10 protein-coding genes, 1 tRNA gene and 2 pseudogenes are annotated in these 14,371 nt (G+C 71.9%); 8 read left to right on the top strand and 5 right to left on the bottom strand.

Translation table 11 applies throughout. From position 1 onward, the window contains the following. Positions 1–50: 50 nt before the first annotated feature. On the bottom strand, positions 51–683 hold the full coding sequence (orn, locus tag H9L22_RS08145; RefSeq protein ID WP_187722308.1) for an oligoribonuclease: 633 nt from the start codon (positions 681–683) through the stop codon (positions 51–53). 56 nt (positions 684–739) lie between these two features. Between orn and H9L22_RS08140 the strand changes: the two genes are divergently transcribed. Further along, positions 740–812: transfer RNA gene (locus tag H9L22_RS08140), tRNA-Arg, on the top strand. Positions 813–852: 40 nt separating this feature from the next. Beyond that, a complete protein-coding gene (locus H9L22_RS08135) occupies positions 853–2,208 on the top strand; it encodes a DUF2252 domain-containing protein (RefSeq protein ID WP_187722307.1) in 1,356 nt (451 codons plus the stop codon). Between the two features lie 46 nt (positions 2,209–2,254). Here the strand turns inward: H9L22_RS08135 and H9L22_RS08130 are convergent, their stop codons facing one another. Beyond that, positions 2,255–2,854, bottom strand: a complete 600-nt coding sequence (locus H9L22_RS08130; protein ID WP_187722306.1) for a 2'-5' RNA ligase family protein — start codon at positions 2,852–2,854, stop codon at positions 2,255–2,257. A 93-nt stretch (positions 2,855–2,947) separates the two neighbouring features. On the opposite strand from H9L22_RS08130, the gene H9L22_RS08125 reads away from it, so the two are divergent. The 6 genes and pseudogenes from H9L22_RS08125 (at position 2,948) to H9L22_RS08100 (ending at position 10,089) form a co-directional block, all read left to right on the top strand. Beyond that, positions 2,948–4,276 carry a PrsW family intramembrane metalloprotease gene (locus H9L22_RS08125; RefSeq protein WP_187722305.1) on the top strand — a complete coding sequence of 443 codons (1,329 nt, stop codon included), beginning with the start codon at positions 2,948–2,950 and terminating at the stop codon, positions 4,274–4,276. 26 nt (positions 4,277–4,302) lie between these two features. Further along, complete coding sequence (locus H9L22_RS08120) at positions 4,303–4,473, top strand: hypothetical protein (protein ID WP_187722304.1); 171 nt, start codon at positions 4,303–4,305, stop codon at positions 4,471–4,473. Then, entirely contained in the window at positions 4,470–6,197 is a 1,728-nt protein-coding gene (locus H9L22_RS08115; protein WP_187722303.1) for a P-loop NTPase family protein, read from the top strand. Before H9L22_RS08120 ends, H9L22_RS08115 begins: the two co-directional genes overlap by 4 nt. Then, a complete protein-coding gene (locus H9L22_RS08110; RefSeq protein ID WP_187722302.1) occupies positions 6,194–7,801 on the top strand; it encodes a GTPase in 1,608 nt (535 codons plus the stop codon). The genes H9L22_RS08115 and H9L22_RS08110 overlap by 4 nt, the downstream gene beginning before the upstream one ends. A gap of 79 nt (positions 7,802–7,880) precedes the next feature. Continuing rightward, positions 7,881–9,559 (top strand): annotated as a pseudogene (gene ettA, locus H9L22_RS08105) (energy-dependent translational throttle protein EttA). Positions 9,560–9,594: 35 nt separating this feature from the next. Then, on the top strand, positions 9,595–10,089 hold the full coding sequence (locus tag H9L22_RS08100) for a hypothetical protein (RefSeq protein WP_187722301.1): 495 nt from the start codon (positions 9,595–9,597) through the stop codon (positions 10,087–10,089). Here the strand turns inward: H9L22_RS08100 and H9L22_RS19695 are convergent. From H9L22_RS19695 to H9L22_RS08085, 3 genes and pseudogenes are all read right to left on the bottom strand, one after another. Continuing rightward, positions 10,082–10,963, bottom strand: coding sequence for a hypothetical protein (locus H9L22_RS19695; RefSeq protein WP_187722300.1), 882 nt, complete (start codon positions 10,961–10,963; stop codon positions 10,082–10,084). The two genes, H9L22_RS08100 and H9L22_RS19695, sit on opposite strands and share 8 nt — an antisense overlap. Before the next feature lie 49 nt (positions 10,964–11,012). After that, positions 11,013–11,504 (bottom strand): RNA polymerase sigma factor, encoded by a 492-nt coding sequence (locus H9L22_RS08090; protein ID WP_187722299.1) that lies wholly within the window; start codon positions 11,502–11,504, stop codon positions 11,013–11,015. 110 nt (positions 11,505–11,614) lie between these two features. Beyond that, positions 11,615–14,343 (bottom strand): annotated as a pseudogene (locus tag H9L22_RS08085) (FAD-binding and (Fe-S)-binding domain-containing protein). Between the last annotated feature and the right edge of the window lie 28 nt (positions 14,344–14,371).

The following is a 14,371-nucleotide window of genomic DNA, read 5'->3' as shown; positions in this document are numbered from 1 at the left end:
GCAGGTCGTCGTGGGGTGCGAAATCGGGGGCGTAGATCGCCCCGGGTCCGCTACTTGGCGGGGACCGGAGCCTCCGGCAGGCCCGTCAGCGAGCCGCGGTGCTTCGCCGCGATCAGCTTGAGGTCCGCCGTCGCCGGGCCGGGAGGTGCGACGAACATGGCCTCCCGGTAGTAGCGCAGCTCCTCGATCGACTCCTGGATGTCGGCCAGCGCCCGGTGGTTGCCGCCCTTGGCCGGCGCCTGGTACTGGATCTTCGGGAACCAGCGGCGGGCCAGCTCCTTGATCGACGACACGTCCACGTTGCGGTAGTGCACCCACTGCTCGAGCTCGGGCATGTCGCGGGCCAGGAACGAGCGGTCGGTGCCGATCGTGTTGCCCGCCAGGGGCGCCTTGCGGGCGATCGGCACGTACTCGCGGATGTAGTCGAGGGCGAGCTTCGTCGCCGCCTCCATCGTGGTGCCGGAGGCCAGCTCATCCAGCAGGCCAGACTTGGTGTGCATCTCACGGACGAAGTCACCCATGAAGGCGAGCTGCTCGTCGGTCGGCTTGATGAGGACATCGACCCCTTCGCCCAGCACGTTGAGCTCGCCGTCGGTCACCAGGACCGCCACCTCGATCAGCGCGTCGTTCACCAGATCGAGTCCGGTCATTTCACAGTCGATCCACACCAGGTTGTCCATCATGGTCCTTAATCTAGGCGTGCGCCGCCGGGGGAGCCAACGGCTACAATGTGCCGTCGGCCCCCGTGGCGCAACGGATAGCGCAACGGCCTTCTAATCCGTCGGTTGCAGGTTCGAGTCCTGCCGGGGGCGCCCATCGGGCCCGGAGACCAGGCGAACAAGGGACAGTGCCATGAAGAAGCCAGCCGAACCGACAGCGGTCGACTCCGCGGAGGCCGGGCGATCCCGCCGCGCCGAGACGCCACGCAGCGCCCTTGCCAGGCTCCACGACGGTGAACGCGACCCGAACGCGATCCTCGAGGAGCAGAACGCGAGTCGGCTGCAGGACCTCGTCCCGCTGCGGCGGGAACGGATGTCGGCGAGCGCCTTCACCTTCTACCGCGGCACGGCCGCCATCATGGCGGCGGACCTCGCGCAGGAGGCACACAGCGGCATCCTCGTCGCGGCCTGCGGCGACGCGCACGTCAGCAACTTCGGCTTCTACGCCTCCCCGCAGCGCACCCTCCTGTTCGACCTCAACGACTTCGACGAGGCGGCCTGGGCGCCCTGGGAGTGGGATCTGAAACGCCTGGTCACCAGCATCGTCATCGCGGGCAGAGCGAACGGCCGCGACCGGGACATCATCATCGACGCGGCGACGGCGGCCGTGGGCGCCTACCTTCAGGCCACCCGCGCCATCGCCGATCTCGACCCGGTCACCCGCTACTTCACGCACTTCGATCCCGCCGTCCGGGCCACCACGCTGGACCGCCGCTCCCGCAGGGCGCTCGACGCGGCGCTGGCCGACGCCCAGAAGCGGACCGGCGCCCGCGCCGCCCGACGGCTCACCGAGGTCGCGGCCGACGGCACCCGCCGGTTCCGGGAGGCGCCGCCCGCCATGGTGCGCGCCGACGCGGACGTCGAAGCCGTCATCGCCAGCGCACTGGAGGGGTACCTGGCCTCGGCGAACATCGACGTGCGTATGCTGCTGCGCCACCACGTCGTGCTCGGCGTCGCGCGGCGCGCGGTCGGCGTCGGCAGTGTCGGCACCCGCTGCCACATCGCACTGCTCGGCGACCCCGACGGCAACACGCTGATCCTCCAGGTCAAGGAGGCCGGCCGCAGCGTGCTGGAACAGTACGGCGGCATCGAGCAGCCCGACCTGGTCTGTCACCTCGTCGACGGCGCGGGCGAGGGAGCCCGGGTCGTCGGCCTCCAGCGCATCCTGCAGGCCTACTCCGACCCGTTCCTCGGCCACCTGGTCGGCGCCGGGGGCCAGTTCGGCTACTACGTCCGCCAGTTCCACGACATGAAGGGTTCCATCGACATGGAGACCCTCGACGACAAGCCGTTCGCCCGCTACGCCGAGGCCTGCGCCATCGTGCTCGCCAGGGCCCACGCGCAGTCCGGCCGGGGCCGTGAGATCACCGGCTACGCGGGCAAAGGACCGCGCATCACGAGCCACCTCCTCGAATGGTGCCTCGGCTACGCCGACCGCGCGGAGGCCGACTACGAGGTCTTCCGCGCGGGTTTCTCGCCGACGGTGTGAGCCGCGGTGCAGTCGGCCCTGGCAGCCGATGAGGGTAGGCCTGGTATCAGCCGACGGGCAGGTCCCAGGAGGCCAGCTCTGTCCAGTCGAACGTGCCCAGCTCCGGACGCACCGTCACGGACACGAGGTGGAGCCCGGTGATCGTGAACCCGCTGACGGGTGTCGCGCCGGCCAGCCGCTCCACGACCACCGCATCGTCGACCGGCGCCGTCGCGTAGGCGAGCGACACGTGCGGGCCGTGCGGGGCCGGTGGCAGGGGATCGTCGGAGACCGCCGCTGCCGCCCGGCGGACCGCGGCGACCAGTGCGTCCCACCCCGGAGAGGCTGGTGCCTCGACGGTGACGCCCACCGGCCCGGGCGCAGGCGCTCCCAGCTCGACGGCGACGGGGGAGAGCCCGGCCAGCTCGCGGGTCAGCGCATCGCACAGCGCCGTCAGCCCGGCCTGGCCGATGTCGTCGAACTGGGCCAGCCTGCTGACAGTGAAGTGCAGCCACGACAACGGCATGCGCGGTAGGCCCGCGACGTCGTCGAGCAGGACGGAGACGGTCTCGAGCCGGTCGCGCAGAGCCTCGTCCGGCAGGGCGTAGACGTGCAGGGAGCCGTCGTTGCGGGGCCAGGGGGTCATCGACGCGAAGAAGCTGTCCATGTCCGCAGCGTATCCGGGCCCCGTGCCCGGCGACCGGGGGCCCGCTACTCTGGTGGCCATCATGAGTGACGCGATGATCGCCGACCGGCAGCGGTGGCTGGATGGGCTGCCCAGGGGCAACCCGGCGCCGTCGCGCCCTGGTATGCCACCGTCTCGTTCTGGCTCGCCTTCGTGATCCCGCAGGCCCTCGTCGGAGGCGCCCTCGGGCTCACCACGTGGGGGGCCCAGGTCCGCCACCTGTGGTGGGTGTGGGCGCTGCTGATCGGCGGCGCGTTGGCAGTGTCCCTCCTCGTGAACTTCACCGGCTGGGGACGGCGGCTGCGCGGCAGCCCCCTGTTCTGGTTGGCGCTGATCCTGCTCCCCGCCTATGCGCTGGCGCTGCACGACCAGTACTGGTTGCTGCACCCGGCGGAGATCTTCGAGGACGGATCCCAGACGCTCGGCATCAGCAACGAGGCGTTCGGCAAGGCTGCCTTCTACGCGATGTGGACGGCGCTCGCCTACAGCGCGCTGTTCATCTGGCTCGACCGCTTCCGGGGATCCCAGCCGCTGGTGTGGCTGCTGACCTTCGGCTGGGGCGCGGCTGCCTCGACGTGGTTCTCGATCTATGCGAACACCTGGGTCGGCCAGATGATGGCCACCACGCAGGCCAACTCCGACTCGGGCAGCCGCGCCGCCGTCTTCTCCGCCCCGTTCGTGGAGGAGTTCGCGAAGGCCACCATCCTGATCCTGCTGGTGGTCCTGTGGCGCAACAAGATCGTGTCGCGGCTGAGCATCGTCGCGCTCGCAGGCCTGTCGGCGATCGGCTTCGCGTTCACCGAGAACATCATCTACTACGCCCGCGTCTGGATGCAGGCCACCAACGACATCACCATCGCCGACCCTGAAGGCACGATGATCGAGCTGGTCCTGCTGCGCGGCGTCTACACGTCGTTCGGGCACCCGCTGTTCACGATCATGACCGCCGCAGGCCTCGCGATCGGGCTGGGCCACCGCAGCAAGATCGTGCGCGTCATGGCCCCGCTGGGTGGGTTCATGCTGGCGTGCGCCGGGCACATGCTGTTCAACGGCCTCGCCTCCACGCGTCCGACCTCCGCCCTCATGCTTCCCTGGTACCTCGCCCTGGGGCTGGTCGGCGTCATCGTCGTCTCGCTCATCATCAGCGTCGTGGCCAACGGGCAGCTGATCCGCGCCCGGCTCACCGACTACCAGCGTTCTGGCTGGCTCACCGCCCGTGACGTCGAGGTGTTCGGCGGCCCGCTGCGCCGCGTGAAGCTGATCTGGTTCGCGATCTTCCGCGGGCCGAAGACGTGGTGGCGCACCACGCGCCTCCTCCGACGCGCGACCGAGCTGGCCTATCTCCGCAACCAGATGGTCCGCGGGGTCGTGGCCGAGGGGGCGACGCCCGCGCCCTCGACCTGATCCACGAGATCGAGTCGCTGCGTGCGGTGGCGCTGACCGACTACCGCGGCGAGCGGCTGCTGCCACCGCGCCGTCGCCGCCGCGCCGTCCCCGCCACCCCTGACGGCGCCGCCCCCGGCCCGCTCACCCAGACCTACCCGCCGCCGACCGCACCCGGCCCGGCCGGCGTCGGCGGCAACTGGCCGCCGCCGCGATGAGCGGCAGGCAACGGCTCGTCGATGCGTTCACGACGCTTGCCGACGCCCTCCCCGACGCGCAGTTCCCGCTCCCACTCGAGGACGCCCAGTCGCTGCGCAGCCTCGCCTCCTCGCTGAGCAACCAGGTGCGTGACTACCTCCTGCCGCGCGCCACCACCATCGACGCGCCGCTTCTGGCCGTCGTCGGCGGCTCCACGGGCGCCGGCAAGTCGACGCTGGTCAACTCGCTGCTGCGGGCCGAGGTGACGCGGCCCGGCGTGCTGCGCCCCACCACCAAATCCCCGGTGCTCATCTGCCACCCCGACGACGTCGCCTGGTTCCGCTCCGACAAGGTGCTACCCGGCCTCATCCGCAGCGACACGCAACTCCACGACTCCCGCGCCATGCAGATCGTCGAGTTCCCCGACCTGCCGCCGGGGCTCGCGCTGGTCGATGCGCCCGACATCGACTCGGTCGACCACGCCAACCGTGCGCTCGCCGACCAGCTCCTCAAGGCCGCCGACCTGTGGCTGTTCGTGACGTCGGCCGCCCGCTACGCCGACGCCGTCCCCTGGGATCACCTGCTGGCCGCGGCCGAGCGCAACACTGTCGTCAGCGTCATCCTCAACCGCTGCCCGATCGGCGCGATGGCCGAGGTCGCCGGGCACCTGGGGGAGATGCTCTCCGACCGGGGCCTCGCCGCCGCCCACCTGTTCGCCGTCCCCGAGCGGACGCTCGGCCCCGACCAGATGATCCCGCTGGTCGACGTGTCCAGCATCCGCCAGTGGCTGGGGCGCCTCGCCTCCCAGTCCGACGCCCGCGCCCAGGTGGCGCTGCAGACTCTCGCCGGCTCGGTCCGCTCCATCGAGGGGCAGGTCAACGAGCTGCGCGCCGGCGTCGAGCGGCAGCAGGACGCGCTGGCTGCCATGCGGGCAGACGCGGAGCGTTCCTACCGCGATGCCGCGGCCCGGGTGGCGCAGGCCACCGGCGACGGCTCCATGCTCCGTGGCGAGATCCTGAGCCGCTGGCAGGACATCGTCGGCACCGGCGACTTCATGCGCGGCGTCGAGGAGCGCATCGGTGCTCTGCGGGACCGCCTCGTCGGCTGGTTCCGCGGCGAGCCGAAGCTGGAGGCGATGGAGGTGGCCGTCTCCGACTCCCTGGCGGCGGTGCTGCAGGATGCGGGGGAGGGGGCCGCGGAGGCGACGGCGGCGGCATGGGCGCAGACCCGGTGGGGCCGTGACCTGCTCGCAGCCGAACCCAGCCTCGGCCGCGCCGGGGAGGGCTTCGGAGAGACGGCGGCCGCCGCGATCCGGGCCTGGCAGACCGATGTCCTGAACCTCGTCGACGAGCAGAGCCGCGGCCGTCGCCTGAAGGCGCGCCTGCTCGCCATCGGCACGAACCTGGCCGGCGCGGCCCTCATCATCGTCGTGTTCGCCTCCACGGGCGGGCTCACCGGCGCCGAGGTCGGCATCGCCGGCGGCACCTCGCTGCTCGCGCAGCGCCTGCTGGAGGCCGTCTTCGGGGAGGGCGCGGTGCGCAAGCTCGCCGAGCAGGCCCACCGCGACCTCCAGGACCGGGTCGAGGCGGCTCTCGCCGTCGACCTGGCTCGTCACGTCCAGGTGCTCGACTCCTTCGCCGGCGAGCCGGGTGCCGTCGACCGGCTCGAGGCCGCCGCGGCCCAGCTGCGCGCCGCCGCCCGCACCGCCTTCGACGATCTCACCGCACCGGAGCTCACCCCGTGAAGTCCCTCGCCGCCAAGCTCACCCTGCTCGACGACGCCCTCGACCTGGCCGCCGGGCGCCTCGACCCGACGGTGGAGGCCGACGCCCGCGCCGTCGCCGAACACGCCTCCCGACGCCTGACGGCCGGCGAGCAGACCGTCGCCGCGCTCGCGGGGGCCACCGGCTCGGGCAAGTCCAGCCTGTTCAACGCGCTGTCCGGCACCCGGCTCGCCGAGCACGGTCCGCGGCGCCCCACCACGTCGTCGACGCTGTCGGTCAGCTTCTCCGCCACCAACCCCGAACTGCTGGACCTGCTCGGCGTCACCCGCCGTCACGAGGCGGAGCCGCCGATCCGCGAGTTCGAGTCGCTGGTGCTGCTCGACCTGCCCGACCACGACTCCACGGCCACCGCGCACCGTGTCGAGGTCGACCGGATGGTGGACCTCGTCGACCAGTTCATCTGGGTCCTCGACCCGCAGAAGTACGCCGACGCCGCCATCCACCAGCGCTACCTGCGGCCGCTCGCCGGGCACCGCGACGTCATGACGGTGGTCCTCAACCAGGCCGACCTGCTCAGCCCCCGCGACCTGCAGCGCTGCCTCGACCACATCCGCCGGCTGCTGGCCGCCGACGGCCTCGACGGGGTGCCGCTGCTGGCGACCAGCGCCGTCACGGGCCAGGGGATCGACGAGCTGCGCCGTCGGCTGGGGAAGATCGCCAAGGGCAAGAAGGCGACCACGGCCCGGCTGGCCGCCGACCTGGCGCGAGTCACCGTCTCCCTCGACGGCGAGGTGGGGCCGTCCGTGCCCGCCGAACTGTCGCAGCGGAGCCGCGCCCGCCTGTCGGCCGCGCTCAGCGAGGCGGCCGGCGCGGGGCTGGTCGTCAATGCCGTCGAACGATCCGTGCTGCACCGCGGGGCTCTCGCCACCGGCTGGCCGTTGGTGTCCTGGCTGCGCCGGCTGAAGCCCGACCCGCTGCGTCGGCTCCGGATCGACGCCGGCCCGAGGGAGCCCGAGGCGATCGAGGAGGCCCCGACGGTGCGCAGCTCGCTCCCGCGCCGGGCGGCCACGTCGGAGGCCAGGGTGACGGCGGCGCTGCGCGACGTCGAGCGCGAGCTGGCCGACCCGCTGCCGGAGCCGTGGCGCGACGCCGTCCGTGGGGCGGTGCAGTCCCGTCGGAGTGTCCTGCCCGACGCGCTCGACTCTGCCCTTGTCGCCACCGACCTCGGCGCCTCGCGGGCGCCCCTCTGGTGGGGCCTCGTGCGCGTGCTGCAGTGGCTGCTGATCGCGGCCGTCCTGGTCGGCATCGGCTGGCTGACCCTCAACGCGGTGCTGGGGTACTTCGGGCTGCCGCCGTTCGGGACGGTGCCGGTGGGCCCCGCCGACGGCCCGCGGATCCCGCTCCCGACGCTGCTGGCGCTCGGCGGTGTCGTCGCGGGGCTGCTGGCCTCGGGGGCGTCCCGCCTCGCGCTGGGGGTCGCCTCCCGCCGGGCCGGACGGCGGGCCGCCCGCGCACTGGCAGCCTCGGTCGCCGCCGTCGCCGACGAGTTGGTGGTGGCTCCCGCGCAGGCGGAGAGCGCCCGCCACGCCCGCACCCGCGAGCTGCTCGACCGCCTGGCCCGCTGACCGTCCCGCACGAAGACGGTCAACCCGGCCGTACCTGGCATACTGGCCTGCGGTCAATCCGTTCAGGAAGCAGGTACTAGTGGCCGAGTTCATCTACACCATGTACAACGTCCGCAAGGCGGTTGGGGAGAAGGTCATCCTCGACAACGTGACGATGTCGTTCTACCCGGGCGCCAAGATCGGCGTCGTCGGCCCCAACGGGGCCGGTAAGTCCACCATGCTGAAGCTGATGGCCGGTCTCGACACCGCCAACAATGGTGAGGCCAACCTGCAGAAGGGCGCCACCGTCGGGATCCTGCTCCAGGAGCCGCCCCTCGACGAGACCAAGACCGTCATGGAGAACGTCGAGCTCGCCGTCGCCGAGACGAAGGGCATGCTGAAGCGTTACGACGAGATCGGCATGGCCATGGCCGAGCCGGACGCCGACTTCGACGCGCTCATGGACGAGATGGGCCGCCTCCAGACCGAGCTCGAGCACCGCAACGCGTGGGAGATCGACTCGATGCTGGAGCAGGCGATGGACGCGCTGCAGTGCCCGCCCGGCGACTCGCCGGTCGACGTGCTGTCCGGCGGCGAACGCCGTCGCGTCGCGCTCTGCAAGCTGCTGCTCGAGGCGCCCGACCTGCTGCTCCTCGACGAGCCCACGAACCACCTCGACGCTGAGTCCGTCGACTGGCTCGAGAAGCACCTCAAGTCGTACCCGGGCGCCGTCCTTGCCGTCACGCACGACCGCTACTTCCTCGACAACGTCGCGGAGTGGATCTGTGAGATCGACCGCGGCCGCCTCCACCCCTACGAGGGCAACTACTCCACCTACCTGGAGACCAAGCGGGCACGGCTCCAGGTCGAGGGCAAGAAGGACGCCAAGCGCGCCAAGATCCTCGAGAAGGAACTCGAGTGGGTCCGCTCGAACCCCAAGGCCCGGCAAGCGAAGAGCAAGTCCCGCCTCGCCCGCTACGAGGAGCTGGCGGCGGAGGCGGAGCGTAACCGCACCGTCGACCTCGCCGAGATCAACATCCCGGCCGGCCCGCGGCTCGGCTCCGTCGTGCTCGAGGCGAAAAACCTCAAGAAGGGCTTCGGCGACCGGGTCCTGATCGACAACCTGTCGTTCACGCTGCCCGCGCCGGCATCGTCGGCATCATCGGCCCCAACGGCGTCGGCAAGACCACGCTCTTCAAGACGATCACCGGCCTGGAGCAGCCCGACGCTGGCGAGATGAAGGTCGGCGAGACCGTCTCGTTCAGCTACGTCGACCAGAACCGCTCCGGCATCGACCCCAAGAAGAACGTCTGGGAGGTCGTCTCCGACGGGCTCGACTTCATCAAGGTCGCGAACTTCGAGATGCCGTCGCGCGCCTACGTGGCGTCGTTCGGGTTCAAGGGGCCGGACCAGCAGAAGCTCGCCGGCGTCCTGTCCGGTGGTGAGCGCAACCGCCTGAACCTGGCGCTGACGCTCAAGCAGGGCGGCAACGTGCTGCTCCTCGACGAGCCCACCAACGACCTGGACGTCGAGACGCTCCAGTCGCTGGAGGACGCGCTGCTCGATTTCCCGGGCTGCGGCGTCGTGATCTCGCACGACCGCTGGTTCCTGGACCGCGTCGCCACCCACATCCTCGCGTGGGAGGGCACCGACGAGGACCCGGCGAACTGGTACTGGTTCGAGGGTAACTTCGCGGACTACGAGGAGAACAAGATCGCGCGCCTCGGCCCGGAGGCCTCGCGGCCGAAGTCGTCGGCGCACCGTCGCCTCACTCGCTGACGGCAAGGGGACCGGGGCTTCGGTAGGCTCGCCGCATGTCAGTCCCGGTCCCCTTCACCCGCTACCCGGCGGGTGAGGTCGCCTACCAGGCCTTGTGGTGGGCGATCGTCGCCCTCCCGGCGGCCTTCGTGGGGCTCCGGCTGTTCACCGACATCGGTGGCGTCTTCTTCCTCTACGCGGTCGTCGGGATCCCCGCCACGATCGCGCTGCAGGTGGTCGCCGGGCTCGTCGCCTGGACCTACCGCAAGCGCCAGTGGCGCCACTTCCTCGGCCCCGTCGCCACCTGGCTCTCGGCGGCCTACTACGCGGCCTGGCTGGTGCTGGCGCTCGTGATGCCCGACCACACGCAGGGCGCCGCCGTGCCCGCGCCCCTGGGGAGGCTGCTCGGGCCCGACGGCGCCGACGTGGCGACCGGGATCCTGATGGTGTCGATCGTGCTGCTCTACCTGGCCCTGCTGGCCGCGGTGGTCGTGGAGGGGACGCGGGCCGTCCGCCGACTGGGCGACGACCCGCGTCCGACCGTCACCTGAGCAGATCCTGCGCGGCCTGCTCCAGCACCGCCGGCATCGGGCACTGACCCGCCTCGTTGTCCGGGGCCGGACCACAGTTGTAGTCCATGCCCTGGACCTCCTCGGCCAGCCACAGCACGCGGTCGCCCGCCTGCAGGAGCACCGTCGAGGCGAAGATGCCCTCCTCCGAGTCGGGCAGGAGCCCCATGCCGGTCAGGTAGGCGATCGTCACCGGGTCGGCGTCGACGGCGGCCGCGTCGAACGGAACCGCCGCGCTCTGGTCGGTGAAGCGGGGGTCGAGCAGGCCGCGGGCCCTGGCCTGGTCGCCGCAGTCGAGCGCCGCGTCGCGGATCGTCCCGAAGGCCTCCGTCGCCTCGGCGACGGTGCGGTACTGGAGGACCGTGGCCCAGCCGAACGGTTCGGTGTTGTCGACGCCCGCGATCGCCCGGACCCGCACCGCGTCGGGGATGCCGACGGTGCCGGGGTCGCAGAGTCCCTTCGCGTCGCCGAGTTCGGTCCGCTCGCTGTGGACGCGGCCGGCGTCGAGGACGTACTCGGGGAAGAACGCCTCCACCCCTGGCACGGTCTCCCAGCTGAGGTCCCGGACGGGCGCCTGCGTGGGGGTCGGGACGTCCGTGGGCGACGGCGCTGGCGACGGCGCTGGCGACGGCTCGGTGGGAGACGGGGTCGGCGCCGGGTCGGTCGGCGACAGCGTCGGGGTGGGATCGGGCGTGGTGGCCCAGCTCGGGTCGTCACGCAGCCCGTCGAGGAGCGGCGACGCCGCGATGCCGAACCCCGCCGTCAGCGCCAGCGCACAGATGCCGGTGCCCGTCACGATCCTGCGGGTGACGCGACGACGATCGCCGCGACGACGGATCTCGGTTGCGGGCAGCATGGGAACCTCCTTGCCACTGGCGGCGAGCCGGTCCAGTTCGGGAATTCGATCAGGCATGACGGACCTCCGGTTCGGGGTCGAGGAGCCGCGCGAGGGTGGCGCGGCCGCGGGAGAGACGGGCTTTGACGGTGCCGGTGGGGGCCCCGACCTCTTCGGCCACCTGGGCGACGCTCAGATCGCAGAGGTGATGCAGCACGATGGCGCGTCGCTGCTCCTCCGGCAGTTGGCGGAGCGCGGCCTCGAGGGCGATGCGGTCCGGGGTGGGTTCGATGTCGCGGGCGTGCTCGAGGGCGCGATCGGGCTGGCGGAACGCCCGCCTGGCCTTGCGCCAGCGGCTCACCGCCAGTCGGTAGGCCGTGGTGCGGACCCAGGCCTCCGGGGAGTTGGTGGTGTCGAGCTTCCTGCGGTGGTCCCAGGCTCTGACGAACGCCTCCTGGACGCAGTCCTGGGCCTCGGCCATGTTGCCGCACATCGCGTAGATGGCGCCGACCACCCGGCCGAACGAGGCCGCATAGAAACGGTCGAACTGTTCCTCGTCCACGGGTCACCTCCCTTCACGTTGTGGCTCGTAGTGTCTGCTTTCAGACGTATTACGCCACAGCGGGGCGGTTGGTTGCAGCGGGTTCTCCCGGGCGGGCCGGGAGCGCGCCGTCAGTGGGTGGCGAGCAGTTCCGCCAGCGACATCGACGGCCGGTCCGCCAACGAGGTCAGCTGCGTCTGGCAGGAGAAGCCGTCGGCCAGCACGATCGCGTCGGGATGTGCCTCGACGGCGGGCCCGAGGTCGTGCTCGAACACCGCGACGCTCACCTCGTGGTGGCCGCGCTCGACGCCGAAGTTGCCGGCGAGGCCGCAGCAGCCGCCGACCACGACCAGCTTCGCCCCGGTCGCCTCCAGGATGGCCCTGTCCTTCGCCCAGCCGATCACTGAGGCGTGGTGGCAGTGGGGCTGCGCGACGATCGTGTGTCCGCTGAGGTCGGGCGCGGCGAAGTCGGGGTCGCGGTCGAGGAACTCCGCCAGGGTGAGGACGGCGCCGTTCAGCGCGGCGACGTTGGCGTCGTCGGGCAGCAGATCGGGGGCGTCGCTGCGCCAGACGGCGGTGCAGGACGGCTCGACACCGACGATCGGCACGCCCTCGGCCACGTACGGGGCGAGGACGGCGGCCGCGGTGGTCAGCTGACGGCGGGCGCCGTCGAGCTGCCCGGTCGAGATCCACGTCAGTCCGCAGCAGGCCGTCTTGTCCAGGACCTCCGGCTCGTAGCCGAGGCGAACCAGCAGTTGGGCCATGGCGGCGAACGATTCGGACTCGAAGCAGTCGGAGAACGAGTCGACCCAGATCAGCACGCGCCCCTTCGTGCCGGCAGGCGCCTTCCCGAGCTGGGAGCGGGCCGTCCGCGACGCGAACGTCGGGATCTGACGGCGGGCGTCGACGCCGGCGCCCCAGCGCAGCGCGCGGCCCAGGCCGGGGGTCCGACCCACGAGGTTCACCAGTCGGCCGAGGCCGGGGAGGGCAGTGATGAGGCGGCCCAGCGGGGGAGCCAGCCGAGGGCGTAGTGGTTGCGGGGCCGCAGCCGGCCCTTGTAGGTCTCGTGGGTGACGCGGGCCTTGTAGGCGGCCATGTCGATGCCGGTGGGGCAGTCGCGGGCGCAGCCCTTGCACGACAGGCACAGGTCGAGCGCCGCATGCACCTCGGGGGAGCGCCAGCCCTGCGTGACGAGCGAGCCGTTGACCATCTCCTGCAGCATGCGGGAGCGGCCGCGGGTGGAGTCCTTCTCGTCGCGGGTGGCCTGGAAGCTCGGGCACATCACGCCGCCCGAAGCGGTGGTGTTGGCGAGGCATTTGCCGACGCCGGAGCACTGGTGGACGGCCTCGACGAACTCGGCCTCGCTGGACGACAGGGGCGACCGGCTGGCGGCGACCATCCGGAGATCCTGCGTGACGGGCGCCGGGTCGACGAGGACGCCAGGGTTCAGCAGTCCCCGCGGGTCGAAGATGTGCTTGACCTGCGCGAAGATCCCCAGCGCAGCGGGGGAGTACATGTGGGGCAGCAGCGCGGAGCGGGCCCGGCCGTCGCCGTGTTCGCCGGACATCGAGCCGCCGAAGCGGGCCACCAGCGCGGCCGCCTCCTCGACGAAGTCCCGGTAGCGCTGCGCGCCGTCGGGGGCGGTCAGCGGGAAGTCGATGCGGCAGTGGACGCAGCCGTCGCCGAAGTGGCCGTAGGGGAGGCCGTGCAGGCCGTGGCGCTCGAGCAACGCGTCGAACTCGCGCAGGTAGTCGCCCAGGTGTTGCGGCGGGACGGCTGCGTCCTCCCAGCCTCCGTAGGCGGGATCGTCGAGGCTGACGCCGGCGAGGCCCGCACCGTCGGCGCGGATCTTCCACAGCTCGTTCGCGCGGACCGGGTCGTCGACGATCCAGCCCTCGAGCGCGGCCGCCTCCGCGACGATGCCCTCGGCCCGGCCGCGGACCTCGGCGGCGTCGTCGCCGACGACCTCCAGGAACATCCAGCCGTCGCCGGCGGGGAGGTGGCCGACGCTGTCGGGGCCGTTCTTGGCGGCGACGACGTCGACGATGCGGCGGTCGATGCCCTCGCAGGCCGTGGGGCGGAAGCGCAGCAGGTTGGAGATGTCGTCGCCTGCGTCGGCCATCGTCGGGTAGCCGAGCGCGACCATGAGCCGCTCGGGCGCGTCGGCGACGAGCCGCACCGTCGCACGCACGATCACGCCGAGCGTGCCTTCGGTGCCGGCGAAGAACTTCGGCAGGTCGAACTTCCGCTCGGGCAGCAGATGCTCGAGCGAATAGCCGGACACCTGCCGGATGAAGGTGCCGAACTCGGTGCGGATGGTGCCGAGGTTGGCGGCCACGAGGGTCCGCAGCTCTGGGACGTCGTCGACACCCAGGGTGAGGAGTTCGCCGTTGCCGGTGATGATGTCCAGGCTGACGACGTTGTCGGCCATGCGGCCGTAGCCCAGGGCCCGTGGGCCGCAGGCGTTGTTGCCGATCATGCCGCCGACGGTGCAGCGGTTGGAGGTGGAGGGGTCGGGGCCGAGCCGCAGCCCGAAAGGCCGCGCCGCGATCTGCAGTTGGTCCTGGACGACGCCGGGGTCGATCACGGCGGTGCGTGCCTCCGGGTCGATGCTGTGGATCGTGTGCAGGTGCCGGGCGACGTCGATGACGAGCCCCGGGCCGACGGCGTTGCCCGCGCAGGACGTGCCGGCGCCGCGCGCCGTGATGGGCAGTTCGGCCTCCAGGGCGGCCCGCACGACGGTGATCAGCTCGTCGGGGGTGCGGGGCCGGGCGACGGCCTGCGGCGGGACCCGGTAGAGCGAGGCGTCGGAGGAGTACAGCGCGCGCGCCAGGGTGGAGCAGTCGACGATCTCCGCCAGGTCGCCGAGGCCGTCGAGGAAGCGGGAG

The sequence above is a fragment of the Tessaracoccus defluvii genome, assembly GCF_014489575.1.
In the GTDB taxonomy this organism is placed as follows: domain Bacteria; phylum Actinomycetota; class Actinomycetes; order Propionibacteriales; family Propionibacteriaceae; genus Arachnia; species Arachnia defluvii.
The sequence above is the reverse complement of the archived record's forward strand: the minus strand, read 5'-3'. Positions and strand labels throughout refer to the sequence as shown.